Genomic DNA, 24645 nt, shown 5'->3' with positions numbered 1-24645 from the left:
CATGACGAACGTGCTTTGCCGATTAATTGGACTGGACTGACGCCATGACCACCGACAGCAGCACCACTGAAAAGCGGCCTTTCAACCTCTCGCGCTGGGCGATCGGACATCCGAGCATCGCGCGCTTCCTGTTCGGCCTGATCATCCTTGCCGGCGCCCTCGGCCTGATGCGCATGGGCCAGAAGGAAGACCCCGATTTCACCTTCCGCGTCATGGTCGTGCAGGCGGTGTGGCCCGGCGCCTCGATCAAGGACATGGAGGACCAGGTCGTCAACAAGATCGAGCGCAAGCTGCAGGAAACGCCGCATCTCGATTTCGTCCGTTCCTACACCCGCGCCGGCAGCGCCATCATCACGCTTCAGGTGAAGGGCGACACCAACACCGCCGAGGTCAAGGACGCCTTCTACCAGGTGCGCAAGAAGGTCGGCGACATCGCCAACGAATTGCCGCAAGGCCTGCTCGGCCCTTATTTCAACGATGAGTTCGGCGACACCTTCATCACGCTGCATTCGATCAGCGGCGACGGCTACAGCTATCCGGAGCTGAAGAAGTTCGCCATCCAGGCGCGCGACATGCTGTTGACGACGCCGGGTGTCGAGAAGGCCGTCATCATCGGCGACCAGCCGGAGAAGATCTATGTCGACGTCTCGTCCAAGGCGCTGGCCGAGCGCGGCCTGACGATGGTCGACCTGCAGAACGCCATCAAGGGTCAGAACAATGTCGATCCGGCGGGTTCCGTCGACACCGGCCTGCGCTCGGTGCGCATCTCGGTCGAAGGCGATGTGACCAGGGCCGCCGACATCCGCGAGCTCAGGCTGCGTTCCGGCAACCAGGTGACGCGGCTCGGCGATATCGCCACCGTCACCTCAGGTCTCGAGGATCCTTACCAGCGCAAGTACCGCTTCAACGGCCACGATAGCGTCCAGGTCGGCGTCGTCATGGCCAAGGGCTTCAACGTCAGGGACGTCGGCAAGGACGTCGAGGCGACCTACAAGCGTTTCGAGGAAGGCCTGCCCTACGGCGTTGTTGTCGACCAGATCTCCGACCAGCCCGAGGTCGTCAAGGATGCTGTCAACGAATTCATGGAGGCGCTCGGCGAAGCGCTGCTGATCGTGCTTGTCGTCTCCTTCCTGTCGATCGGCTGGCGTTCGGGCCTGGTGATCGCGATCGCCATTCCGCTGGTGCTCGCCGCCACCTTTGCCATCATGTACGAAATCGGCATCGACCTGCAGCGTATCTCGCTCGGCGCGCTGATCATCGCGCTGGGCCTGCTGGTCGATGATGCCATGATCGTCGTCGAGATGATGGAGCGAAAGCTGGAGGAGGGGTTGGTCAAGATCGAGGCGGCAAGCTTCGCCTATTCCTCGACCGCCTTCCCGATGCTCACCGGCACGCTGATCACCACGGCCGGCTTCATCCCCGTCGGTTTCGCGGCCTCCACTGCCGGCGAATATGTGCGCACGCTATTCTACGTCGTCGGCATAGCGCTGGTCGTGTCGTGGTTCGTGGCGGTCTATTTCACACCGTGGCTGGGCTACATGATCCTGAAGCAGCGCAAGCATGCCGGCACCCATCACGATGTCTTCGACACGCGCTTCTACCGGCGGCTGCGCGCGACGGTCACCTGGGCCGTGCGTCACCGCATCATCGTTCTGGTGATGACGCTGGTCACTTTCGCAACCAGCCTGTGGGCTTTCCAGTTCATTCCGCAGAACTTCTTCCCGCAGTCGTCACGACCGGAGATCCTGGTCGACCTGTGGCTGCCGGAAGGCACCTCGATCAGGGAGGTCGAGACGCAGGCCAAGGCGCTCGAAGCCAAAATGATGGATGATCAGGACAAGCGCTTCATCGCCACTTACATCGGCGAGGGCGCGCCGCGCTTCTTCCTGCCGCTCGACCAGCAGCTCAGGAACCCGAACTTCGCCCAGCTCCTGGTGATGGCCAAGGACGAGCCGGCGCGTGAGCGGCTGATCGTCAAGCTGCGCTCTATCCTTGCTAAGGACTTCCCCTCGATCCGCGCCAAGGTCGATCGCCTGTTCCTCGGTCCGCCGACCGGCTGGCCGGTGCAGATGCGGGTCATGGGCCCGGATCGTCAGGAAGTGCGTCGCATCGCCGACGAGGTGAAGGCGAAATTCCAGGCCAATCCGCTGCTCGGCGCTGTCCATGACGACTGGCTGGAGCCGGTGCCGGCGATGAAGCTGGTGATCGACCAGGACCGCGCCCGCGCGCTCGGCGTCACCTCGCAGCGCATCCGCCAGATGCTGCAGGCCACGATGTCCGGCGCGCCGCTCGACGACTTCCGCGACGGCGAGGAGACCGTTTCCATCGTCGCCCGCGAACCGGAGGCGACCCGCCACCTCCTGTCCTCGGTCGATTCCGTCTACATCCCGACCGACTTCGGCGGCTCGGTGCCGCTGTCGCAGGTGGCCAAGGTCGTGCCGGTGATGGAGCAGGGCGTCGAATGGCGGCGCGACCGCCTGCCGACCATCTCGGTGCGCGCCACGCTGCCGGACGGCGTGCAGTCGAACGATGTCGTCACCAAGATGTACAACGACATGAAGACCCTGCGTGACGGCCTCGCCCCCGGCTACAAGATCGAGATCCAGGGCGGCGCCGAGGACTCGGCCGAAAGCCAGGCTTCGATCGCCGCCAAGGCGCCGATCATGCTGGCAGTCATCGTCGTGCTGCTGATGGTCCAGCTGCAGAACTTCGGCAAGGCGATGCTGGTGCTGGCAACCGGCCCGCTCGGCATCATCGGTGCTGCGGCGGCCCTTTTGATCAGCGGCGCGCCGTTCGGCTTCGTCGCCATCCTCGGCGTCATCGCGCTGCTCGGCATCATCATGCGCAACTCGATCATCCTGGTCGACCAGATAGACCAGGATATAGCCAGGGGCATGGAACGCTCGGAGGCGATCGTCGGCTCGGCTGTCCGCCGCTTCCGCCCGATCATGCTTACGGCGATGACGGCGGTGCTGGCGCTGATCCCGATCTCGCGCGGCGTCTTCTGGGGGCCGCTGGCCTACGCGATGATGGGCGGTATCCTGGTCGCCACCGTGCTCACCATCCTGGTGCTGCCGGCCGGCTACGCCCTGTTCTTCGGCCGCGAGCCGAAGAAGGTGCCGGCGGACGAGCAGACGCCCGAGCCGGAAGCCGTGGAGGGCATCGAACAGCCCCAACTGGCGCTGGCGGCTGAATGAATGAAAGAAGCCGGCCGCTCGTTTTTTCGATCGGCCGGCTTCTGGTTTTTGGCGGCAGAAGCCGCCCAGCCTGTCAGGCCATCAGATGACGAACACCCAGTTGGCGATCAGCATCACCGCCACGCCGGCCGCCAGCGTCAGATAGGGCAGCATTCCCGCCTTCTTGACCTTGAGATCGGCCGAACTCATGCCGAGATCGGCCAGCATGTGGTCGGGAAACTTGCCGCCGTCCTGGATGTAGTGGCGGAAGCAGAACACCGGGATGATCAGCGCGGCGGTGATCAGCCCGGCCCACAGCGCCATCGGGTTCCACACCTTGGCGCCGGCGCCCATGAAAATCGCATTGACGTAGGCGAAGATTGCCCCGATCCCCAAGAGCCAGCTCGGCGCCCGCCACGGCCGGTTGATGTGGCCGTTGTCGATGCGGTGGATCCAGCCGGCGTTGAGGTTGAGGAAGTTGAAGATGATGTAGCCGCAGTTCGACACGGCGAGGATGAAGAAGAAGCTCGTCGCATCGGCCGAGGCAATGGCCAGCACGATTAGGTTGAAGCAGAGGTCGGTCCACATGGCCCGCGTCGGGGCACCATGCTCGTTGACATGGCTGAGATAGCGCGGCAGCCAGCCGTCGACCGAGCCCTGGTAGAGCGTGCGCGAGGAGCCGGCCATCGCAGTCATGATGCACAGCACCAGCGCCAGGATCATCAGCATCACCAGAAGACTGTGGATGATGTTGCCGCCGCCGACCATGCCGGCCAAGGCATCGGCCACGCCGGAGCCGTCGACGATCGGCGTCGCCAGCATGCCGTTCAAGCCCAGCACGCCCTGGAAGGTGAAGGGCACGAGGATGAACAAGAGCATGCAGAGCAGGCCGGAATAGAAGATCGCCTTGAAGGTGTCGGTGCCGGGGTTCTTGAACTCCGACGTGTAGCACACCGCGGTCTCGAAGCCGTAGGTCGACCAGGCCGCGATGAACATGCCGCCGAGCGCCAGTGTCCAGCCGGCGATGTTCCAGGAGCCGGGTTCGGGTGCATAGGCGGCCGCCAGCGGCACCAGCGGCGAGAAATTCGCCCAGTCGATCTGCCCCGTGAAGATCGGCACCACGCCGACGATCAGCATCGGGATGATGACCAGGAGGCCGATGTATTTCTGCACGCTGGCGGTGCCGAGGATGCCGCGATGCTGGATCGAGAAGATGACCAGCATCAGCACCGCGCCGATGAAGAAAGTGGCGTTGAAGGTGAAGGACACCGGCCCCAGCGTATGGCTCCACAGCGACCAGGTGCGGATTGCCGGCGTCGCGGCGGCCGTGACGGCGGTGATGGCGTCGGCGGGCGCCGTTCCGGCATGCGCGGCGATATAGGCAACGACGTCCGGCGAGGTCTCGGTGAAGATCGGTACCGGCGCCAGTGCGTTGAGGATATAGGCGGCGGCGATCGAGCAGCCGAGCGACAGCACTGGCGACCAGGCGAACCAGTTGCACCAGACAGACAGCGGCGCGATGAATTTCGAGTAGCGCAGCCAGGCGGTAGCGCCGTAGATCGAGGCGCCGCCCGACTTGTTCGGGAACAGGCCGGCGATCTCGGCATAGGTGAAGGATTGCAGGAAACCCATGATCATGGACACCGTCCAGATCAGGAAGGCCAGCTTTCCCGTCGTGCCGGCAATGCCGCCGATCGAGAACAGGACGAGAGCGGGAACGCCGCTCGCCACCCAGAAGGCGCCGCGCCAGTCGATGTGCCTGAGCAGCTTGCTTTCGGCAGGCTGCTCCAGGACGGTGCTTATCGTGCTCATATGATTGTCTTCCCCTTTTTTCAGTTCCCCGCCGGCGACGCTTCGGCTCTTGCGAAGCTTGCTCCCCGGCCATCATGGTCCGACCGTCGTGTTTCCACTCAGTCGTATTTTTTTCTTAAGAGTGAAGATCGATCCGGCGCGCTTTCACGTCAAGCGTTTTGTCGCGCTGTGCACATCACGGTTGTGAACAGGGGCCTCGCCCATCACCAGTGATAGCCAGCAAAGCGGTCTTATCAAGCCTGCGAGGCGGCCGTCAGGAGCGCGGCCTTGTCTTTTGCGGATCGTAATGGGCGAAGGCGACGACGCGCGCCGGCAGCCGCTTGGCATGTCCGTCGAGCTTGCCGATCTCGACCTCCGTGCCGATCTCGGCATGGATAACATCGAGCCTTGCCAGTGCGATGGTCTTTCCAAGCAGGGGCGAGCGCATGCCGGAGGTGACGACGCCGATCTGGGCACGCCCGACATGCACGCAGTCGCCATGGCCGACCGGGATATTGGCGTCGATGTCGAGGCCGACCAGCTTGGTTTGCGGATGCTCCTTACGCCGGATCAGCGCCTCGCGGCCGATGAAGTCGTCGGCCTTGGTCTTCAGCGGTACGGTGAAGCCGATGCCGGCCTCGAAGGGATCGGTCTGGTCGGAGAACTCGTAGCCGGCGAAGATCAGGCCGGCTTCGATGCGCACCATGTCGAGCGCCTGCAGCCCCATCGGTTTCAGCCCGTGCGGCTGGCCCGCCTCCCAGACGGCGTCGAACACTTTTTCGGCGTCGCGCGGATGGCACCAGATCTCGTAACCGAGCTCGCCGGTATAGCCGGTGCGCGAGACGACGACGGGAATGCCGTTGCCGCCGCCGATGCGGCCGATCGCGAAACGGAACCATTCGAGTTCGCCGATCGAGGGCTGCACCGGCGAGGTCCAGACGACCTCCTTCAGGATATCGCGGCTCTTCGGCCCTTGCACGGCGATGTTGTGCATCTGGTCGGTGGAAGAGCGCACCAGCACGTTGAGCCCGAGCTTCGTTGCCGTGTCGCGCAGCCACTCGCCGGAAAGATCGTCGCCGCCGACCCAGCGGAAATTGTCCTTGCCGAGCCGCAGCAACGTGCCGTCGTCGATCATGCCGCCATGCCCGTAGCACATCGCCGAATAGACGACCTGACCGACGCCGAGTTTCTTGACATCGCGGGTCAGCGTGTATTGCAGCAGCGCTTCGGCGTCCGGACCGGTGACCTCGAATTTGCGCAGCGGCGACAGGTCCATAATCACGGCTGCTTGGCGGCAGGCCCAGTATTCGGCGATGGCGCCTTCCTTGGCGAAGGAGTTGGCGAGCCAATAGCCCCTGTACTCGACGAAGTCGCGCGTGTGCTTGGCAAAACTCGAATGAAAGGCTGTCTCGCGGGTCATTTTCGGTTCCGAATCGGGCGTCATGCGTCTGGCGATCGCTCGCGAGAACTTGTGCTGGCCGGAATAGGTGCGCACATGGATGTCGGTAAGATTCCAGCCATTGGCGGGCGTCGTGTCGTCCGGGCAGGCCGACGACACGCAGACGATGTCGGTCAGCGCCCTGAGCAGCACATAGTCGCCCGGGCGCGACCATGGCTCGTCCGAGACCATTACGCCATGCGCGTCGATTGCCGTGTTGAAGAAGAAGTTGATCGCCATCCAGCCCGCGCGCGGGTTGACGCCTTTGCCGTCCAGCGCCCGGTTGAAATTCTCCGAGCAGTTGATGTGGCCGGGATAGCCGATGTCGTCGTAATATTTGGCCGCGCAGGCGAGCGCGAAGGCATCGTGCCGCCCGCATGTGTCCTGCACCACCTCGACCAGCGGCTCCATGTCCTGGTCGTAGTATTTGGAATGCAGGCCGGGCAGCGGATAAGCGGTGCCCATCAGCGTGCGGGTTGTCGTCACGTCGAGCGGGTGGTCGCGTCCCTTGTCCAGCTTGCGCGCCGAAAAACACTGGAAGTCGGTGCATTGGCGGCCGTCGACATCGATGATCTGCAGATAGTCGCCGGCCTTGACGAAGTAGGATTCCGCCGTCGCCGAATGCACTCTGAGATCAAGCACCGGATCGGTGAGCGGATCTGGCAGCTCCGACTTCGCCTTCAGGCGGATTGTGGCGCGGCGCACGATCACCGTGAGTGGCGTCGCGGTGTTATGGCCGTCGACCAGCATCGGCCCGCCGGGCGCGGCAATCAGCATCGCGCCGTCGCGCTGTATTGCGAATGTCTGCTCGGTGCCGGCCGGCGTGGCGCCACCGAAGACGCGCACGGCTTTCGGCTGGTCAAGCTGAACCTGGCGGCGCTCGAGGCCACGGCGCAGTGCCGAAAGGCTGTCGTCGCCATCGATCAGCATCGCCTTGATGCCGGCGGCATTGCTGTTGGCCCGTTCGCCGAAAATGCCGGGATCGGTGACGCCGGCCTTGTCCCAGGCGAGCAGCTCGCAAGGCTGTCCGCCCTCGACATTGCGTACGCTGACCGTATCGCCGGCCTCGACATCGATCAGCACCGCGCCATTGCCCTGTACGGTATAGCGCTCCATGCCGGGCGGCAGCGCGATCTGGCCGGGCCGCAGGATCAGGCTCGGCCGCGGCGGGCCGGCAGCGACTTCGGGGTAGGGCGACTGGCTCATCTCAAACCCTCCTCCGAGGGAGAAACAGTTTGCCTGTGTGTAAAATTATTTTAGCCGGGAGAATAGCAGTGGAGATGGATTTGGCAAGGCTGCGGTGCCGTCATTGGGGCTGCTCGTTCAGGTAGGTTCTTGCCGACTACCCTGATCCCGAACGTCGGCACTGCCCCTCATCCGAGGCTTTCGCGCTCCCACAATACAATACACTCGACGACAAGGTGCTGATACAACCGGTGGGTGCCGAGACTCGGCCCTTTGATGGAGATGACGGAATGGGGCTTTTCATGAGCCTACCGACCCGGTTTACAGTGAAAGTATGTTGCGGTCTTCTGGTCTCTTCCTTTCTCTGCGGATGTGATCTCACAGGTAAATCAAGCCTTACGTCGACTTTGACCCGTGAGGAGCGTCTGAAGGTTGCCGCAGACGCCTACTACAATAACCAATGTCAAAAACAGTGGGCGCTGCTTTGGCCAATGGCGCGAGAAGGCGATGGCGAAGCGCTTTCAGAACTTGCCTCTGAGCTCGGGGGGAGGCTCGAACTCCCCGCCTCTGATTCGGATATGAAAGTTGATATGGGAGTTAGGTCATTTGCCAACGTGCTTGTCATGACAATCTACGCTGCGACAGCGTCAGAATATCCTGATAAGCGCAATCTCTACTACATCTTTGACCCTGCTAGATGGAGGAAGGGCGATATAACGGTCGTATCCATTCGCTCCGGCCGGATCAGTTATAGCTCAATCAAGGCTCCCCCGCCAATTTCAATCACAAAGTTGGAAAATTGCCTTTCTCAGGCAAACGCCTCGAACGTTGGTGACAGATGCGTTGCCCAGGCCATCAATTTGGGGCTCATTCCAAGCTTTTCCGAATATAGTAAAGCCATGGACGCAGTCCCGACCACATACAGCCCGAACCACTGCGTTCGTCGTCCTTGGTAGTTTTAAGAGGATATTGCGTAACTTGACCCCCTGGAAGTCGCGCTGGGCTGCTCCGTCTACGGAGATGCAATCTGTTACAGCAAGGTGCCCATCACTCCGGGCCCGAAAACTATCCAGCTACAATTCTTCAGAATGCCGGATAACGACGCCATACTCCGCAGCCGAATCCAGCATCGTGTGCCACAGGCTCTCAGCGAAAGTCGCGAACACGAGCAGATTGAACACCGCCTGTCCGTTGCGATCACTACCTCGCCAAAGCGTGACGCTGGTGTGATCCACCGAGGTCGCCGCCGCTGAGTTAATCGCGAACACATCGGGATGCAGGTCGATAGACGACAGCTTCGCAAGCATCGCCCGCGCCTTCTCACCTGAAACGCTGATCAGAGCCCGCGCATGTGACTGGTCGGAAAGCGAAGCCGACCCTGCAAAGACAGGAGCGAGCGCTTCAATCCCGTGCCTGCCACCCTTCGACAGGACGAAGAACTGGTCCGGTCCCGACCAGATCAGCATTGCGTCCGCCGTGCCCACCGCCTTCGGCGTTTCCGGAGCCGCGACGCCGAACCGCGCCTGCGCGGCCTTGACCATCTCGCCGGCCTTGCCGCGTCGCGCCATCACCTGGACGAGGCCGAAATTGCGGATCTCGGTCAGCGTCACGCCGGCTTCGCCCCGTGCCCCATACGGCCCCGCGACGAGCGCGTGTTGCAGCGGGCTGCGGACTTCCCAGGAAAAATCAGCCACGCTGGCGCTCTCCATCGGGATCGTAGAAGACGGAATTGCAGAGCTCGACATCATACTCCTCGCCGCGCAGCGGATCGTGCGCGCGCACGATCTCGCCGATGCGCTCGCGGCCGCGTTCGACAAGGCCGAGTCCGATCCACTGGTCGAGCACCGGCGAGAAGCAGACCGACGTGACATAGCCCTGGTCGTTGTCGGGACCGGGTGTCTCGCCCTTCGGAATGATGTGCGCACCGGAGCGCAGGCGGCGCGCCTTGTCGGTCGGCTTGATGCCGACCACGACCTGCCGGTTCGGTGCCACCAGCGCCTCGCGGCCGGCCATGACGCGGCCGATGAAATCCTTCTTGGTCGACATCATCTTGCCGAGGCCGAGATCGGCGGCCGTCGTGGTGCCGCTCAATTCCGGCCCCGCGACATGGCCCTTCTCGATGCGCATCACGCCAAGCGCCTCGGTGCCGTAGGGCGTGACGCCAAATTGCTTGCCGGCGATCATCAGATTGCGCACCAGCGCTTCGCCATAGCGCGCCGGCACGGAAATCTCGAAGGCCATCTCGCCGGAGAAGGAGATGCGGAACAGCCTTGCCCTGATGCCGCCGCGCAACGCGACTTCCCGCGCGCCCATGAACGGAAAGCCTTCGTTGGAAAGGTCCTCGGCCGGATCGACGATTTCCTTCAGCAGGTCGCGGGTCTTCGGTCCGGCGATGGAGAATTGCGCCCACTGGTCGGAGACCGAGGTCAGCTGCACATCGAGTTCCGCAAACAGCACCTGCCGGCAGAATTCCAGGTGCTGCATCACCAGCCCGGCCTTGGCGGTGGTGGTGGTCAGGAAATAATGGTCATCGGCCAGCCGCGACGTGGTGCCGTCGTCATAGACGATGCCGTCCTCGCGCAGCATCAGCCCATAGCGCGCCTTACCGACGGCAAGGGTGGAGAAGGTGTTGATGTAGACGCGGTCGAGGAAGGCGCCCGCGTCAGGGCCGTGCACGTCGATCTTGCCGAGCGTCGAGACATCGCAAAAGCCAACGCCCGAGCGCACCGTCTTGACCTCGCGGGTAACCGATTCCAGCCAGTCCTTCTCGCCGGCGCGGGGGTACCACTGCGCGCGTTTCCATAAGCCGGTGTCGACAAAAACAGCACCTTGCTCGGCGGCCCAGTGATGCGACGGCGTCAGCCGCGTCGCATGGAAAGTCTCGTCGCGGTGATGGCCGGCGAAGGCGCCGATCGCGACCGGCACATAGGGCGGCCGGTAGATCGTCGTGCCGGTCTCGGGGATCGACTTACCGGTGACCGCAGCCATGATGGCGAGGCCGGCGACGTTGGAGGTCTTGCCCTGGTCGGTGGCCATGCCGAGCGTGGTGTAGCGCTTCAGGTGCTCGACCGATTCAAACCCCTCGCGCTGCGCCAGTTCGATGTCGGATGCAGTGACGTCGTGCTGCTGGTCGACGAAGGCCTTGCCCTTGCTTTTCACATGCCAGAGCGGCGTCAGCGAAAAGGCTTCATCGTCCGCGACAGGCATGGACCCGACATTGCCGCCGCGTCCGGCGTTATGCGCAGCTGCTGCACCCGCCTCAAAACCTTCGCGCAGGCAGGCGCCAAGACCGAAGGCACCGTTGGCGGCGCCCGCCGCGACCATGCCGGGCGGTGCGCCATCAGGCACGAAGGCGGCGATGTCGTCGCGCCATTTGGGCCGGCCGCGATGGTAGGAGGTCAGCCCGACCGCCGGGTTCCAGCCGCCGGAGATGGCAAGCCCGTCGGCCTCGACCTCGGCCCGGGCGCCGCCGATGAGCGACACGGCGATCTTGCGCACGCCGTCCTTGCCGCCGTCGACGCCGCTGACCGAGCCATGCAGGACCGTGAAGCCGTTCTTGGAGGCGAGCGAGCGATGAGCAGCCGAAATGTCCGGCCGGGCGTCGATCACCGCCGCGACCTGCAGTCCAGCACCCAGCGCCATCTCCACGGTGCGCCAGCCATCCTCGTTGTTGGTGAACAGCGCCATGCGCTTTGCCGGCGCCGCCGCATAACGCCCGATATAGCTGCGCATGGCGGACGCCATCATCACGCCCGGCGTGTCGTTGCCGGCAAAGACGATCGGCCGTTCGATGGAGCCGGCCGCGACGACGCAGCGCCTGGCCACGATGCGCCATAGGCGCTGCCGCACCTGGTGTTCGGGCGGCGTCGGCAGATGGTCGTTGACCCGCTCGATCGCACCATAGATGCCACTATCATAGACGCCGAACAAAGTCGTGCGCGTCATGATGCGCACATCGGGCATCGCGGCGAGTTCGCCGAGCGCGCGTGCAACCCACTCAGCGGCCGGCAGTCCGTCGATGGTGCCGCCATCGGCCAGCAGGCGGCCGCCGGGGACAAAATCTTCTTCGCACAGGATGACCCGCGCGCCGCTCCGGCCCGCTGCAAGTGCCGCCGCCAGACCCGCCGGGCCGGAGCCAGCGATCAGCACGTCGCAATGCGCCCAGGCCTTGTCGTAGTGATCCGGATCGGCAATGCCGGCAGCGCGGCCGAGGCCGGCGGCGCGGCGGATCGCCGGCTCGTAGATCGCTTCCCAGAACTTCGCCGGCCACATGAAGGTCTTGTAGTAGAAGCCGGCGACGAAGATCGGCGCGAACAGCTGGTTGACCGCCATCACATCGTGGCGCAGCGACGGCCAGCGGTTCTGGCTGGCGGCTTCGAGGCCTTCATAGAGCTCGGCCGTGGTCGCCTTGGTGTTCGGCTCGCGCCTGGCGCCGCTACGCAGTTCGACCAGTGCGTTGGGCTCTTCCGACCCGGCGGTGAGAATGCCGCGCGGGCGGTGATATTTGAATGAACGGCCGACGAGCGTGACGCCGTTGGCGACCAGCGCGGAAGCCAGCGTGTCGCCCTTGAAGCCCAAAAACGTCTTGCCGTCGAAACGGAAACTGAGCGCGGCCGAGCGGTCGATGAGGCCGCCGGATGCGAGACGGTTTGCCTGATCGCCGACCATCACGCACCAACCTTGGCGGCGCCTGCGCCAGCCGCCGGCTCTACCGCCGTAATCTCATGCGTCAGCGTGTTGCGGGTGACCTTCAGCCAGGCCCGGCAGCCGCCGCCATGATACCAGTGCTCGCTCATCACGCCGGCGATGTTGTCGCGCAGATAGACGTAATCGTAGACGGCGTCTTCGCCGGCATCCGCCGCGGGGCGTTGCGGCTTGGCGTCGCCGAGATAGGTGAACTCGCCGAGTTCACGTTCGCCGCAGAAGGGACAGACTATGCGCATGGTTTCCAGGCCGCCTCAGAGCATGATGCCGAAAAGTGTGGAGCGGTTTTCGGACGACATCATGCTCTATCTCACTAATGCAGGTTCGGTTGGGCGCCCTGGCCCTTTTCGTCGATCATCGCACCGCGCCGAAACCGATCGAGGCGGAACAGTGCCGCTTCCTTGTGCGATTCGTCGCGGGCCAGAAGATGGGCAAAGACGAAGCCGGAACCAGGCGTCGCCTTGAAGCCGCCATAGCACCAGCCGGCATTGAGATAGAGGCCTTCGACCGGGCTCTTATCGATAATCGGCGAGCCGTCCATCGACATGTCCATGATGCCGCCCCACTGGCGCAAGAGCCGCACGCGGCCGATCATCGGGATCAACGCCATGCCGCCCTCGCAGACATCCTCGACCACCGGCAGATTGCCGCGCTGGGCGTAGGAATTGTAGCCGTCGATGTCGCCGCCGAACACCAGCCCACCCTTGTCCGACTGGCTGACGTAGAAATGTCCGGCGCCGAAGGTCATGACGTTGGGCAGCAGCGGCTTGATTGCCTCGGAAACGAAGGCCTGCAGCACATGGCTTTCGATAGGCAATCTTAAGCCCGCCATCGCCGCGACGCGCGACGAGGAGCCGGCCACCGCCATGCCGACCTTGCCGGCGCCGATCTTGCCGCGCGAGGTCTCGACGCCGGTCACCTTGCCGTTGGCGTCGCGAGTGAAGCCGCTGACTTCGCAATTCTGGATGATGTCAACACCGAGGCCGCTTGCCGCATGCGCATAGCCCCACACGACGGCGTCGTGGCGTGCCGTGCCGCCGCGCCGCTGCAACAGCCCGCCCTGCACGGGAAAGCGCGCATGATCGAAATTCAGGAACGGCATCATCTTCTTGAGTGCCGGCTGGTCGAGCAGTTCGGCATCGATGCCGTTGATGCGCATGGTGTTGCCGCGCCGCGCATAGGCGTCGCGCTGCGCGTCGGAATGGTAGAGGTTGATGACGCCGCGCTGGCTGACCATGGAATTGTAGTTGAGGTCCTGCTCCATCCGCTCCCACAGCTTCATCGAAAGTTCGTAGAAACCGGTGTTGCCGGGCAGGCCGTAATTGGAGCGGATGATGGTGGTGTTGCGGCCGGCATTGCCCGAGCCGATCCAGCCCTTTTCGAGCACGGCGACGTTGCGGATACCGAACTCGCTGGCCAGGAACCAGGCGGTCGCCAGCCCATGGCCGCCGCCGCCGATGATCACCACGTCATAGCGGTCCTTCGGTGCGGCATCGCGCCAGGTGCGTTGCCAGTTCTGGTGGCCGGAAAGGGCGGCGCGGGCGAGCGAGAAGATCGAGTATTTCATAAAATCATTCCAAGGCCGCTCGCCCCACGCGGAACATCAGATGTCCAGCGTGTGGTCGCGCTCCCACTGCGTGAAGTGCGAAGCATAGGAATTCCATTCCTGCTGCTTCAGCTTTAGGTATGCCGACGAAAATTCCTCACCCAGCGCCGCCTTCAGCGATTTGTCATTGTCGAATTCGCGCAGCGCGTCGAGCAGGTTGAGCGGCAGCTTCGGCGCATCCGTCACGGTATGGCCGAGCTGGTACATGTCGATGTCGTAGCGCCTGCCCGGATCGGCTTTCGAGCGGATGCCGTCGAGGCCGGCGGCGATGATTACAGCCTGCAAAAGATACGGGTTGGCCGCGCCATCGGGCAGGCGCAGTTCGAAGCGGCCGGGGCCGGGCACGCGCACCATGTGGGTGCGGTTGTTGCCGGTCCAGGTCACCGTGTTCGGCGCCCAGGTCGCGCCCGAAATGGTGCGCGGCGCATTGATGCGCTTGTAGGAATTGACCGTCGGGTTGGTGATCGCGGCAAGCGCGGAGGCATGCTTCATGATGCCGCCGAGGAAGTTCCGGCCCTTGGCGGAAAGGCCGAGTTCCATCGCTTTGTCGGCAAAGACGTTGGTCTCGCCGGCCTTGTCCCACACCGAGATATGGGCGTGGCAGCCATTGCCGGTCAGGCCTTGGAAGGGTTTTGGCATGAAAGTCGCGCGCAGACCATGTTTCTCCGCCACGGATTTGACCATGAACTTGAAGAAGGAATGCTTGTCGGCGGTCGCCAGCGCGTCGTCGAAGGTCCAGTTCATCTCGAACTGGCCGTTGGCGTCTTCATGGTCGTTCTGGTACGGGCCCCAGCCGAGCGCCAGCATGTGATCGCAGATTTCGGCGATGACATCATAGCGGCGCATCACCGCCTGCTGGTCGTAGCATGGCTTCGACGCCGTGTCGTATTTGTCGGAGATCACGCTGCCGTCGGGCGAGATCAGGAAGAACTCCGCCTCGACGCCGGTCTTGATGTGCATGCCGTCGCCGGCGGCTTCCGCGATGACACGCTTCAGCGTGTTGCGCGGCGCCTGGTCGACCTCCTTGTCGTCCATGATGCAATTGGCGGCCACCCAGGCGACATCGCGCTTCCACGGCAGCTGAATCACCGAAGCCGGATCCGGCACCGCCAGCATGTCGGGATGCGCCGGCGTCAGGTCGAGCCATGTGGCGAAACCGGCAAAGCCGGCGCCGTCCTTCTGCATGTCGGCGATCGCTTGCGTCGGCACCAGCTTGGCGCGCTGCCCACCGAACAGGTCGGTGTAGGAAATCATGAAATATTTGACGCCGTTCTCTTTGGCGAAGGCGGCGAGATCGTTCCCCATTATAGTTCCTCGCTTATGTGGCATTGCTAGTTTGTGTCAGAAGCCGTTCTTCCCCGGTATCCAGTTGGTGCCGGCGAGCGGCACGCCGGCCATCGCGGCGGCTTCGATGGTGAGCGCGACGAGATCCTCGGGCTCGAGATTGTGCAGGCTGTTCTTGCCGCAAGCGCGGGCGATCGTCTGCGCCTCCAGCGTCATCACCTTGAGATAATTCGCGAGCCGCCGCCCGGCGGCGATCGGATCGACCCGCTGCATCAGTTCGGGATCCTGCGTGGTGATGCCGGCGGGGTCGCGGCCCTCGTGCCAGTCGTCATAGGCGCCCGCCGTGGTGCCGAGCGCATTGTATTCCGCCTCCCAGCGCGGATCGTTGTCGCCGAGCGCGACGAGCGCCGCCGTGCCGATCGACACCGCGTCGACGCCGAGCGCCAGCGCCTTGGCGACGTCGGCGCCGTTGCGGATGCCGCCGGAGACGATCAATTGCACCTTGCGGTGCATACCGAGGTCCTGCAGCGCCTGCACCGCCGGCCTGATACAGGCAAGCGTCGGCTGGCCGACATTCTCGATAAACACTTCCTGGGTGGCGGCCGTGCCGCCCTGCATGCCATCGACCACGACGACGTCGGCGCCGGCCTTCACCGCAAGCGCTGTATCGTAATAGGGGCGGGCGCCGCCGACCTTGACGTAGATCGGCTTTTCCCAATCGGTGATTTCGCGCAGTTCGAGGATCTTGATCTCGAGATCGTCCGGCCCGGTCCAGTCGGGATGGCGCGAGGCAGAGCGCTGGTCGATGCCCTTGGGCAGCGTGCGCATCTCGGCGACACGGTCGGAGATCTTCTGGCCGAGCAGCATGCCGCCGCCGCCGGGCTTGGCGCCCTGGCCGACGACCACTTCGATGGCGTCGGCGCGGCGCAGGTCGCGCGGGTTCATGCCGTAGCGTGACGGCAGATACTGATAGACCAGCGTCTTGGAATGGCCGCGCTCTTCCTCGGTCATGCCGCCGTCGCCGGTGGTGGTCGATGTGCCGGAGAGCGTTGCGCCGCGCCCAAGTGCTTCCTTCGCCGGGCCGGAGAGTGACCCAAAACTCATGCCGGCAATGGTGATCGGAATCTTCAGCTCGATCGGCTTCTTGGCGTGACGCGAGCCCAGCACCACTGAAGTGTCGCAGCGCTCGCGATAGCCTTCGAGCGGATAGCGCGAGATCGAGGCGCCGAGGAACAAAAGGTCGTCGAAATGCGGCAGCTTGCGCTTGGCGCCGGCGCCGCGGATGTCATAGATGCCGGTGGCGGCGGCACGACGGATTTCGGAAAGCGTGTAGTCGTCGAAGGTCGCGGATTTGCGTGGCGTCGTCGGCGGGTTGCGATAAGTCATGCTGCCTCAATACGCATCGGCGTTGTCGATATTGAAATTATAGAGTGTGCGGGCCGAGCCATAGCGCTTGAACTCCGACGGCTTGACGCCGGTGACGCCGGCGCGGTCAAGCAAGCCCTGCAGCAATTCGATGTGCTCGGGCCGCATCTCCTTGGCGATGCAGTCGGCGCCGAGGCTGCCGATCTTGCCGCGCACGAAGAGCCGCGCTTCGTAGATGGAATCGCCCAGCGCATCGCCGGCGTCGCCGAGCACGACCAGATTGCCGGACTGCGCCATGAAGGCCGACATGTGGCCGATGTTGCCGTGCACAACAATGTCGATGCCTTTCATCGAGATGCCGCAGCGCGACGAGGCGTTGCCCTCGATGACCAGCAGGCCGCCGCGTCCGGTGGCGCCGGCATACTGGCTGGCGTCGCCTTTGATCACGATCGAGCCCGACATCATGTTCTCGCCGACGCCGGGCCCGGCCGAGCCATGCACGGTGATCGCGCCGCCGTCATTCATGCCGCCGCAATAATAGCCGACGCTGCCGCGCACATCGATGCTGATCGGCTGGTCGACGCCGACGGCGACCGAATGGCTGCCTTTCGGGTTGAGCACCTCCCAGGCGGTCTCGTTCGAGCCCGAAGTAAGCTTGTGCAGCGCCTGGTTGAGCTCGCGCAGCGACATTTCGCCAAGGTCGAAGACCCTTGCATGGCTCTGATCGCGCAGCGCTTTCGACACGGTGGTTGCCGGCATGAGCTCAATGCTCCCAGAAATAGACGGTTGCGGGCTCCGGTTCCCAGACCCTCGCATTGTCTATGCCCGGCAGCTTGGTGAGCGCGCGATACTCCGAGCCGAAGGCGACATACTGGTCGGTCTCGGCCATCACCGCGGGCTTGCAGGCGATCGGATCGCGCACCACGCCAAAACCGTTCTTGGTGCCGACGACGAAGGTGAAGAAGCCGTCAAGGTCGGACAGCGTGCCTTCCAGCGCCTCGCCGAGATTCTTGCCATGCGCCATCCGGTGCGAAAGATAGGCGGCCGCCACCTCGGTGTCGTTCTCGGTCTCGAAGGTCATGCCGTCGCGCACCAGCTCGCGCCGCACATTGTTGTGGTTGGAGAGCGAGCCGTTGTGCACCAGGCACTGGTCGGCGCCGGTCGAGAAGGGATGCGCGCCCATCGTCGTCACCGCAGATTCCGTAGCCATGCGGGTGTGGCCGATGCCATGCGTGCCGGTCATCGCGCGCACGTTGAACCGCTCGACGACGGCTTCCGGCAGGCCGACCTCCTTGTAGATCTCTACCGCTTCGCCGGCGCCCATGATGCGGATGTCGGGCCGAAGTGTCTGGAGAGCTTCGCGGGCCGCATCGACCTTGTCGGGCGTGGTCCTGACCACGGCATGCGTCGACTTCACAGCAATGCTCACCGGCGCGCTGATCGCCTTGGCGAGCTCGGCGTCGAGGCCGCGGAAATCGCGCTCCGGCTTCGGCGACTGAAGGGTGATCTTGGCTTCATTGCCGGTGGCCGCGCCATAGATGGCGATGCCGGCGCTGTCCGGGCCGCGATCGCTGAGCGAAATCAGCATCTCCGACAGCATCGAGCCGAGCCTGGGCTCCAGCGTCTTGTCCTTCAAGAAAAGTCCGACGATTCCGCACATGTCAGCCTCCGACGTTTATGGCTCCAAATGATGTATCGAATGCGTAAGCCGAATTCAATTGGTATGAAAGAAATTTTCCTCTGATTATATGTCGCCTATGCGTCGGAGCCGGCACTATCGCCGTCCGGGCGGGCTTTGTGAACCCATAGGGCATGGCGAATGCGCGCTATCCTGTAGGCGTCAAGGACCGACAGCGCATAGATCAGGAAGCCGCCGGCATGGCGGCCGATGAAGGTTGCATCCGGCGGCGCCACTTTGGTGGTGACCCAGCCAAGGATAACCATGAAGAACAGAAACTGCAGACCGCGCGCCGGCAGGCCGAGCATGACATGCCCGCTGCCCGGCAGCACGATGGCGGCACCGAGCACCAGATAGGGGTTGGAGGGCGGGGCGGATGTATGTGTATCGGTCATGCTGCCTGCTGTTCGCGCTGGTTGATCGCGTCGCGCAGCGAGGATGCAGCCGTGAGCAGCCTTTCGATCAGCGCCGGTTCCAGTCTGGCGTTGCCGAACGCTGCCTGCCGGAACACGCCGTAGCGCGCCCGCTCGGCCTCGGCCAGCAGCCAGACGATGCGTACGCCTTTCGGCGTGATCAGCAGCTCCTTGGCGCGTCCTTCGGCAAAGATCTCGGTATGCGCGGCAATCACATCCAGCGGGAAGGCAACGCCCTTGCGGTCCGTGCGCAGCACCGCCTCCGCCGGGAAGCCGGCGCCCTTGTGCAGTGTGTGATCGAGATGATCGAAATTGGAGAAGGTGGTCGGCGATCCCGGCCGCATCATCATGTCGAACGTGCCGGGCACGGCGACCGGCTCGGTGATCGAGACGCTCAGCCAGCGCGTCGGCAGCTTTCTGGTTGCCAGCGTGTCGACGATGGTGCGCACCTGCGCGCGTCGGCCGTTCCATGAACCGGCCCAGGTGATGACGCCGGCCGTGCCGTCGGAGACATCGACAGCATCGGGAATGACGGCGCGGATGCCGGCCCCGTCGGCGGCAAGCGCCGCCCTGGCCCGGTTGCGGCTGGCGCGCGCAAGCCATGCGACGTGAAGGACGACGGCAAGTGCGATCGCCCCGGTAAGCAAAGCTGACGTCAGTTCGGACATCTCGACACGCCGAAGCCCGCCGTCATCCCGGCGGGCTTTCTCTCTGCTCAATAGCCCTGCGGCTTCGGCCACGGCATGGTGAACTGGTCGCCGCGGCGCACGAACTTGTAGCGGTAGAAATGGAACCACACCGAGATCAAGAAATAGAACAGCACCATTGCGCTGAGCTGCGAGCCGAAGCCGAGGAAGATGGCGAAGAAGGTGACCACGCACAGGCAGAACAGCACGATCGCCGGCAGCGGATGGAAGGGATGGGTATAGCCCCTGCGGATCGAGCCGAGCGGCCATTTCTTCCGGAACATGATGATGTTGATGCTCATGAAGGTGTATTGCAGCACGCCGGACAGGATCGAGAAGGTGATCGCCTGGTTGAGGTCGGCGATGAAGGCGAAAGCCAGCGCGATCGGCAGCAGGAACAGGATCGAGCGGTAAGGTGTGCGGTATCTCGGATGCACCGCCGAGAACCAGCTCGGCAGGTAGCGGTCGCGGCCGAGCGAGAACCAGGCGCGCGCCGCATCGTTGATACAGCCATTGGCCGAGGCGAGGGCCGCCAGCAGGGTCGCGATGAAGAGCAGGTTCTCGAGCAGCGGGCTGCCGGTCAATTTGCCCGCATCCCACAGCGGATAATAGGTGATGCCGAGATATTCCCAGGGCATCAGCGAGGCGCAGACATACCAGGTCATGGCGGCGGCGATCAAAAGCGTGATCATTCCGGCCATCGTGCCGTAGGGCAGCGAGCGCGCCGGAGAGCGCACTTCCTCTGCCGCCTGCGTGGTGCCTTCGATGCCGAGATAATACCAGATGCCGAACTGGAAGGCGGCGATGACGCCGATCCAGCCATAAGGCAGCGCGTTGGCGGGGGTCACCAGCACGTTGAGCTTCAGCACCGCCCCTTGCGTCCACGGGCTGACCGAGAAGAACAGGATGACGATCGAGACATAGGCGATGGCGGTGATGATGAAGTTGACGTTGAGCGTCATCAGCACGCCGCGATAGTTCAGCCATGCCAGCACCACGATGGTGGCGGCGATAAAGGAGTTGTGGGTCAGCCCTTCGACGCCGGCCTTGGCGACGATGGTGTCGCCGAGCAGGATCGCGTCCGATACTTCGAGCATCGTGTAGGCGAACACCAGGAACAGCGCGACGTTGAAGGCCATCAGCGGTCCGACGATATGCTTGGCCTGCGCATATTGACCGCCGGCGGCGGCAACCGTCGAGGTTACCTCGGAATCGATCATGGCGACCGATGTGTAGAGCAGCCCGACGATCCAGCAGACGATCAGCGCGGCAAGCGCGCCGCCCTTGTCGGCGGAGAAATTCCAGCCGGTGAATTCGCCGACCAGTACGATGCCGACGCCGAGCGCCCAGACATGGGCGGGGCCGAGCACCCTGAGCAGCGAGACCCGCTCGCCATTTACTGCCATACCTGCCGAATCAACCGCGGCCGTCATCGTTCAATCTCCACTCAGATCCGGTGTTTTTCGGAAACGGCTTCGAGCTCGCCTTCGCGCGACGAGGTCAGCGTCTCTTCGGAATAGGTCGTGTCGACCTGGAACCAGTCGTAGAGCATCCACAACGCCAGCACGATCGAGATACCCCAGCATGCGTAATTGAGCGCCATCCACATGGGTCTTGTCCCCGGTTACTTGTCTTCGAACTTCTCGTTGATGACCTCGCGATACTCGCGATCGGAGGCGCGGAACAGGAAAACGAAATAGGCGATAATCACGACCGCCATGATGATCAGGGTCGGCCAGTCGATGATGTAGTGGAAGCGGTTCTGGATGACGTCGTGCGCGGTCTCCGGCGTATAGCCGAGCTTCTCCCAGATTGAGGCCATTGTCGGGTTCTGGCCGAGCGCTTCCCAGGTCTTGGCGTCGAGCGCGTCGATGGATTTCGCCGCTCCGGCAAGTCCCAGTTTCAGCGGCAGCCAAAGCGCGACGAAAATGGCGACGACGACGACGGCGATGTCGAAGATCTGTCCGGCCCTGCTTTGCTCGGGTGGGATGTAGCGAGACATGATTTTCCCCTCAGGACTGGCGGTTGCGAGACGCGTCGGCGTTCTTGATGTCGAGCCCGTAGATGAAATCCTTGTCCTCCTTGTAGTGGTTGAGCATCGCCAGGATGGCGGCGGTGTTGAAGATCAGCACCGCCGCGGCGGCGACCGCCACCACGAGCTTGATCCCACTGTCGGGGATGTAGGCCCAGGTCATCAGGAGGACGAACAGGATCGTCGCCCACAGGCAGACGATCAGGAGCACGGATCCACGCACGTCGGAACGGTACAGCGCTTCGATGCGCTGCTGCAGGTCGGACATCGGTTTTCCCCTTCGCTCGACGTCCGGTCCCGAAACGACCGGGCGCCACTCTTTCAAGAGAGTGAAATTTTTTTCATAAATTCCGCCCGAGTTTCGCAATTGTCAAGACGAATTTACGGCTTGTGAACCGTTCGTTTCATGTAAAAAATTTTGCCTGACAATGAAATTATTTGCTTCAAGGGGATTGCGGCGCTTCCTCGTTTGCGATCAATATTCAGCCCAAGCTCCGCCACCGAGCAGGAGCAGGGAACATCAACGCTATCGCATGGAGGACGATCGGATGACGGCATCCTGGAGATTTTCGACCTTGGCGGATCGCCATCGCACGCTCGGCTCGAAGCTCGAGGACTGGAGCGGCATGGGCACCGCCTGGACCTACAACAAGGACGCCGACGAGGAATATATCGCCATCCGCACCAGGGCCGGCCTGATGGATGTGTCGGGCCTGAAGAAGGTCCACATCACCGGGCCGCACGCCGCGCATCTGATCGACCTCGCCACCACGCGCGATGTCGAGAAGATCTATCCCGGCAAGTCGGCCTATGCCTGCATGCTGAACGAGGCCGGCAAGTTCACCGACGACTGCATCATCTACCGCATCAGCCCGAACTCCTGGATGGTCGTGCACGGCTCGGGCACCGGTCACGAGGAATTGCAGCGCGCCTCCGTCGGGCGCGACGTCTCGCTGCGCTTCGACGACAATCTGCACGACCTGTCGCTGCAGGGCCCGACAGCCGTCGACTATCTGGCCAAGCACGTGCCGGGCATCCGCGATCTCAACTATTTTCACCACATGCAGACGCAGCTGTTCGGCTTGCCGGTGATGATTTCGCGCACCGGCTATACCGGCGAGCGCGGCTATGAGATCTTCTGCCGCGGCCAGGATGCCGGCACGATCTGGGACCGGATCCTCGACGAGGGCAAGAGCGCCGGCATCATCCCGTGCCGCTTCACCACGCTCGACATGCTGCGCGTCGAAAGCTACCTGCTGTTCTACCCCTATGACAATTCGCAAAAATATCCGTTCGAGAATGAAGGCCCCGGCGACACGCTGTGGGAGCTCGGCCTCGACTTCACCGTCAGCCCCGGCAAGACCGGCTTCCGCGGCGCCGAGGAGCATTATCGGCTGAAGGGCAAGGAGCGCTTCAAGATCTATGGCGTGCTGCTCGACGGCAAGGAGCCGGCGGACGAAGGCGCGCCGGTCTATCGCGACGGCAAAAAGGTCGGCGTGGTGACCTGCGCCATGTATTCGCCGCTGGTCGAGAAATCGATGGGCATCGCCCGGCTCGACGTCGACTGCGCCGTCAAGGACACCAGGCTCGAGATCCGCAACAGGAGCGGCTCGATCAAGGCGACAGCGCAGCCATTGCCGTTCGACGATCCGAAAAAGTCCAAGCGCACCGCCAGGGGCTGAGGCATCATCAACAGCGAGGGTTTAAGGCACTAAAAGAGAATGGCAGCCAAGACGATCATCAGCCGGCCCGTTTACGGAACCTTGTCCCCACAGCCCGGCAAGCATCATCTTTTCGTCGCGGATGCGGAAGGCGCGCTCGCGATCATCGATATGGCCGGGAAAGCTCCGGACGGTTTTTTCGACGGAGCCGAGATCGTCTTCATCGCCGGCCCTGAGGGCAAGCACATTGCCGCCCTCGAAGCGCTGAAGCCGGCGCAGCTCCATTTGCCGCCGTCCTTCGCCAGCCTGCTGCCAAGGCTCAAGCAGACGCTGACCAACGCCCATATGGGCCTGCGCCTCTATCTCTGCGGCACTGAAGGGCTGATCGGCCAGGCCATGCAGGTGGCGCTCGAAGCCGGCATCGACCACACTTCGATCGAGACCGAGCATCGCGGCTCGCTGGCCCGACGCATGCAGTGCGTGCACTGCAAGGGCATCACCGAGAACGTGACGACGCAGCCGGCGCTCTGTTCGCATTGCGGCCTGCTGCTTCTGGTGCGCGATCATTATTCGCGGCGGCTGGCGGCGTTTCAGGGCGTCTGCATCAATGCCGAGGACCGCTCAGAAATTCCTCCGATGGAGGAGATTTTCCGATGAGCACCGGCACCACCAAATTGGATGTCGTCGTCAGCGACGTCGTCCCGGTCAATGAACTGGTCACCCGCTTTCATTTCCGCCGGCGCGACGGCGAGTTGCTGCCGACGTTTTCGGGCGGCGCCCATGTCGTGGTCGAGATGCGCGACGGCAACCGCACCAGGCTCAATCCGTATTCGCTGATGGGCTCGCCGCTCGACACGCGCGAATACACGATTTCGGTGCGCCGCGACGATATCGGCCGCGGCGGCTCGCTGTTCATGCATCGGAGCGTCCACGCCGGCCTCGAGATGGTGATCAGCTATCCGGTCAATCTGTTCTCGCTCGACCTGAGGGCGAAGAAGCACCTGATGCTGGCCGGGGGCATCGGCATCACGCCGTTCATGGCGCAGACCGCCCAGCTCGCCGGCTCCGGCGGCAATTTCGAGCTGCACTACACTTGTCGCACCGCCTCGCTCGGCACCTACGCCGATCTCCTGCAGCAGCGCTACGGCCGCCGGGTCCGGCTATATCACGACGACCGTAACGAGCGCGTAGATCTCGACCGGTTGTTGTCCTCGCAGCCGCTCGGCACGCATCTCTATGTCTGCGGGCCGGCCGGCATGATCAACTGGGTGCGCGACCGCGCTGCCGTGCTGGGCTGGCCATCGGAGACCGTGCATTTCGAGCATTTCGCCGCGCCTCAGCCCGGGGCCCCTTTCGACGTGACCTTGGCCGTCAGCGGCAAAACGATCCGTGTCGGCGAGCAGCAGAGTCTGCTCGAAGCCATCGAGGCGGCCGGCGTCGATCCGCCATATCTCTGCCGCGGCGGCGTCTGCGGCCAATGCGAGACCAACGTCATTTCATATGACGGCAAGTTCATCCACAACGACCACTGGCTGAGCGAGGAAGACCATCGTTCCGGCTGCAAGATCATGCCCTGCGTGTCGCGCTTCGAGGGCAAATCGCTGGTCTTGGAAAGATAGGAGGCGA

21 protein-coding genes are annotated in these 24645 nt (G+C 63.5%); 5 read left to right on the top strand and 16 right to left on the bottom strand.

Annotated elements, in window-relative coordinates:
• Positions 1–44: 44 nt before the first annotated feature.
• A complete protein-coding gene (locus tag FJ974_RS25150; protein WP_140533165.1) occupies positions 45–3197 on the top strand; it encodes an efflux RND transporter permease subunit in 3153 nt (1050 codons plus the stop codon).
• A gap of 81 nt (positions 3198–3278) precedes the next feature.
• Here FJ974_RS25150 and FJ974_RS25145 read toward each other — a convergent pair whose 3' ends face one another.
• Both FJ974_RS25145 and FJ974_RS25140 read right to left on the bottom strand, forming a co-directional pair.
• Entirely contained in the window at positions 3279–4988 is a 1710-nt protein-coding gene (locus FJ974_RS25145) for an APC family permease (protein ID WP_140533166.1), read from the bottom strand.
• Between the two features lie 253 nt (positions 4989–5241).
• Entirely contained in the window at positions 5242–7611 is a 2370-nt protein-coding gene (locus FJ974_RS25140) for a DUF1989 domain-containing protein (protein WP_140533167.1), read from the bottom strand.
• Between the two features lie 269 nt (positions 7612–7880).
• Between FJ974_RS25140 and FJ974_RS25135 the strand changes: the two genes are divergently transcribed.
• Positions 7881–8546, top strand: a complete 666-nt coding sequence (locus FJ974_RS25135) for a hypothetical protein (RefSeq protein ID WP_140533168.1) — start codon at positions 7881–7883, stop codon at positions 8544–8546.
• 117 nt (positions 8547–8663) lie between these two features.
• Here the strand turns inward: FJ974_RS25135 and FJ974_RS25130 are convergent, their stop codons facing one another.
• The 14 genes from FJ974_RS25130 to FJ974_RS25065 form a co-directional block, all read right to left on the bottom strand.
• Positions 8664–9284 (bottom strand): sarcosine oxidase subunit gamma, encoded by a 621-nt coding sequence (locus FJ974_RS25130; RefSeq protein WP_140533169.1) that lies wholly within the window; start codon positions 9282–9284, stop codon positions 8664–8666.
• Entirely contained in the window at positions 9277–12258 is a 2982-nt protein-coding gene (locus FJ974_RS25125; RefSeq protein ID WP_140533170.1) for a sarcosine oxidase subunit alpha, read from the bottom strand. The genes FJ974_RS25130 and FJ974_RS25125 overlap by 8 nt, the downstream gene beginning before the upstream one ends.
• Complete coding sequence (locus tag FJ974_RS25120; RefSeq protein WP_140533171.1) at positions 12258–12533, bottom strand: sarcosine oxidase subunit delta; 276 nt, start codon at positions 12531–12533, stop codon at positions 12258–12260. Before FJ974_RS25120 ends, FJ974_RS25125 begins: the two co-directional genes overlap by 1 nt.
• 74 nt (positions 12534–12607) lie before the next feature.
• The gene (locus FJ974_RS25115; RefSeq protein WP_140533172.1) at positions 12608–13861 is read right to left on the bottom strand and encodes a sarcosine oxidase subunit beta family protein; all 1254 of its coding nucleotides are present in this window, start codon (positions 13859–13861) and stop codon (positions 12608–12610) included.
• A 36-nt stretch (positions 13862–13897) separates the two neighbouring features.
• Positions 13898–15205 carry a type III glutamate--ammonia ligase gene (gene glnT / locus FJ974_RS25110; protein WP_140533173.1) on the bottom strand — a complete coding sequence of 436 codons (1308 nt, stop codon included), beginning with the start codon at positions 15203–15205 and terminating at the stop codon, positions 13898–13900.
• 36 nt (positions 15206–15241) lie between these two features.
• Complete coding sequence (locus FJ974_RS25105; RefSeq protein ID WP_140533174.1) at positions 15242–16570, bottom strand: FMN-binding glutamate synthase family protein; 1329 nt, start codon at positions 16568–16570, stop codon at positions 15242–15244.
• 6 nt (positions 16571–16576) lie between these two features.
• A complete protein-coding gene (locus tag FJ974_RS25100; protein WP_140533175.1) occupies positions 16577–17308 on the bottom strand; it encodes a GXGXG domain-containing protein in 732 nt (243 codons plus the stop codon).
• Between the two features lie 4 nt (positions 17309–17312).
• On the bottom strand, positions 17313–18209 hold the full coding sequence (locus FJ974_RS25095; RefSeq protein WP_140533176.1) for a class II glutamine amidotransferase: 897 nt from the start codon (positions 18207–18209) through the stop codon (positions 17313–17315).
• Between the two features lie 95 nt (positions 18210–18304).
• A complete protein-coding gene (locus FJ974_RS25090; protein WP_140533177.1) occupies positions 18305–18622 on the bottom strand; it encodes a hypothetical protein in 318 nt (105 codons plus the stop codon).
• The gene (locus FJ974_RS25085; RefSeq protein ID WP_181177113.1) at positions 18619–19308 is read right to left on the bottom strand and encodes a hypothetical protein; all 690 of its coding nucleotides are present in this window, start codon (positions 19306–19308) and stop codon (positions 18619–18621) included. Before FJ974_RS25085 ends, FJ974_RS25090 begins: the two co-directional genes overlap by 4 nt.
• Before the next feature lie 47 nt (positions 19309–19355).
• Positions 19356–20759: an APC family permease gene (locus tag FJ974_RS25080; protein WP_140533178.1), complete on the bottom strand. Its 1404-nt coding sequence runs from the start codon at positions 20757–20759 to the stop codon at positions 19356–19358.
• Positions 20760–20773: 14 nt separating this feature from the next.
• Positions 20774–20935, bottom strand: a complete 162-nt coding sequence (locus FJ974_RS25075) for a hypothetical protein (RefSeq protein WP_140533179.1) — start codon at positions 20933–20935, stop codon at positions 20774–20776.
• Between the two features lie 15 nt (positions 20936–20950).
• Positions 20951–21328, bottom strand: coding sequence for a hypothetical protein (locus tag FJ974_RS25070; RefSeq protein WP_140533180.1), 378 nt, complete (start codon positions 21326–21328; stop codon positions 20951–20953).
• A 10-nt stretch (positions 21329–21338) separates the two neighbouring features.
• Positions 21339–21626, bottom strand: coding sequence for a hypothetical protein (locus FJ974_RS25065; RefSeq protein ID WP_140533181.1), 288 nt, complete (start codon positions 21624–21626; stop codon positions 21339–21341).
• 280 nt (positions 21627–21906) lie between these two features.
• Here FJ974_RS25065 and FJ974_RS25060 point away from each other — a divergent pair, with 280 nt between their 5' ends.
• From FJ974_RS25060 to FJ974_RS25050, 3 genes are read left to right on the top strand one after another with little or no spacing between them, the layout of a single operon-like run.
• On the top strand, positions 21907–23040 hold the full coding sequence (locus FJ974_RS25060; protein ID WP_140533182.1) for an aminomethyltransferase family protein: 1134 nt from the start codon (positions 21907–21909) through the stop codon (positions 23038–23040).
• A 39-nt stretch (positions 23041–23079) separates the two neighbouring features.
• Positions 23080–23676 (top strand): dimethylamine monooxygenase subunit DmmA family protein, encoded by a 597-nt coding sequence (locus tag FJ974_RS25055; RefSeq protein WP_140533183.1) that lies wholly within the window; start codon positions 23080–23082, stop codon positions 23674–23676.
• On the top strand, positions 23673–24638 hold the full coding sequence (locus FJ974_RS25050) for a PDR/VanB family oxidoreductase (RefSeq protein WP_140533184.1): 966 nt from the start codon (positions 23673–23675) through the stop codon (positions 24636–24638). Before FJ974_RS25055 ends, FJ974_RS25050 begins: the two co-directional genes overlap by 4 nt.
• The last annotated feature ends 7 nt before the right edge of the window (positions 24639–24645 follow it).

Origin of the sequence: Mesorhizobium sp. B1-1-8 (genome assembly GCF_006442795.2) — a bacterium.
Lineage (GTDB): Bacteria > Pseudomonadota > Alphaproteobacteria > Rhizobiales > Rhizobiaceae > Mesorhizobium.
Note: the sequence above shows the minus strand (reverse complement) of the source record. Positions and strands in the feature narration are given on the sequence as shown.

What these genes read in the sequence shown, in the direction of transcription:
- FJ974_RS25070 (WP_140533180.1), bottom strand. Translation starts at nt 21,328, where the DNA reads ATGTCTCGCTACATCCCACCCGAGCAAAGCAGGGCCGGACAGATCTTC.
- FJ974_RS25150 (WP_140533165.1), top strand. Translation starts at nt 45, where the DNA reads ATGACCACCGACAGCAGCACCACTGAAAAGCGGCCTTTCAACCTCTCG.
- FJ974_RS25140 (WP_140533167.1), bottom strand. Translation starts at nt 7,611, where the DNA reads ATGAGCCAGTCGCCCTACCCCGAAGTCGCTGCCGGCCCGCCGCGGCCG.
- FJ974_RS25075 (WP_140533179.1), bottom strand. Translation starts at nt 20,935, where the DNA reads ATGTGGATGGCGCTCAATTACGCATGCTGGGGTATCTCGATCGTGCTG.
- FJ974_RS25115 (WP_140533172.1), bottom strand. Translation starts at nt 13,861, where the DNA reads ATGAAATACTCGATCTTCTCGCTCGCCCGCGCCGCCCTTTCCGGCCAC.
- FJ974_RS25055 (WP_140533183.1), top strand. Translation starts at nt 23,080, where the DNA reads ATGGCAGCCAAGACGATCATCAGCCGGCCCGTTTACGGAACCTTGTCC.
- FJ974_RS25120 (WP_140533171.1), bottom strand. Translation starts at nt 12,533, where the DNA reads ATGCGCATAGTCTGTCCCTTCTGCGGCGAACGTGAACTCGGCGAGTTC.
- FJ974_RS25060 (WP_140533182.1), top strand. Translation starts at nt 21,907, where the DNA reads ATGACGGCATCCTGGAGATTTTCGACCTTGGCGGATCGCCATCGCACG.
- glnT (WP_140533173.1), bottom strand. Translation starts at nt 15,205, where the DNA reads ATGGGGAACGATCTCGCCGCCTTCGCCAAAGAGAACGGCGTCAAATAT.
- FJ974_RS25135 (WP_140533168.1), top strand. Translation starts at nt 7,881, where the DNA reads ATGGGGCTTTTCATGAGCCTACCGACCCGGTTTACAGTGAAAGTATGT.
- FJ974_RS25085 (WP_181177113.1), bottom strand. Translation starts at nt 19,308, where the DNA reads ATGTCCGAACTGACGTCAGCTTTGCTTACCGGGGCGATCGCACTTGCC.
- FJ974_RS25100 (WP_140533175.1), bottom strand. Translation starts at nt 17,308, where the DNA reads ATGCCGGCAACCACCGTGTCGAAAGCGCTGCGCGATCAGAGCCATGCA.
- FJ974_RS25145 (WP_140533166.1), bottom strand. Translation starts at nt 4,988, where the DNA reads ATGAGCACGATAAGCACCGTCCTGGAGCAGCCTGCCGAAAGCAAGCTG.
- FJ974_RS25125 (WP_140533170.1), bottom strand. Translation starts at nt 12,258, where the DNA reads ATGGTCGGCGATCAGGCAAACCGTCTCGCATCCGGCGGCCTCATCGAC.
- FJ974_RS25080 (WP_140533178.1), bottom strand. Translation starts at nt 20,759, where the DNA reads ATGACGGCCGCGGTTGATTCGGCAGGTATGGCAGTAAATGGCGAGCGG.
- FJ974_RS25090 (WP_140533177.1), bottom strand. Translation starts at nt 18,622, where the DNA reads ATGACCGATACACATACATCCGCCCCGCCCTCCAACCCCTATCTGGTG.
- FJ974_RS25105 (WP_140533174.1), bottom strand. Translation starts at nt 16,570, where the DNA reads ATGACTTATCGCAACCCGCCGACGACGCCACGCAAATCCGCGACCTTC.
- FJ974_RS25065 (WP_140533181.1), bottom strand. Translation starts at nt 21,626, where the DNA reads ATGTCCGACCTGCAGCAGCGCATCGAAGCGCTGTACCGTTCCGACGTG.
- FJ974_RS25050 (WP_140533184.1), top strand. Translation starts at nt 23,673, where the DNA reads ATGAGCACCGGCACCACCAAATTGGATGTCGTCGTCAGCGACGTCGTC.
- FJ974_RS25095 (WP_140533176.1), bottom strand. Translation starts at nt 18,209, where the DNA reads ATGTGCGGAATCGTCGGACTTTTCTTGAAGGACAAGACGCTGGAGCCC.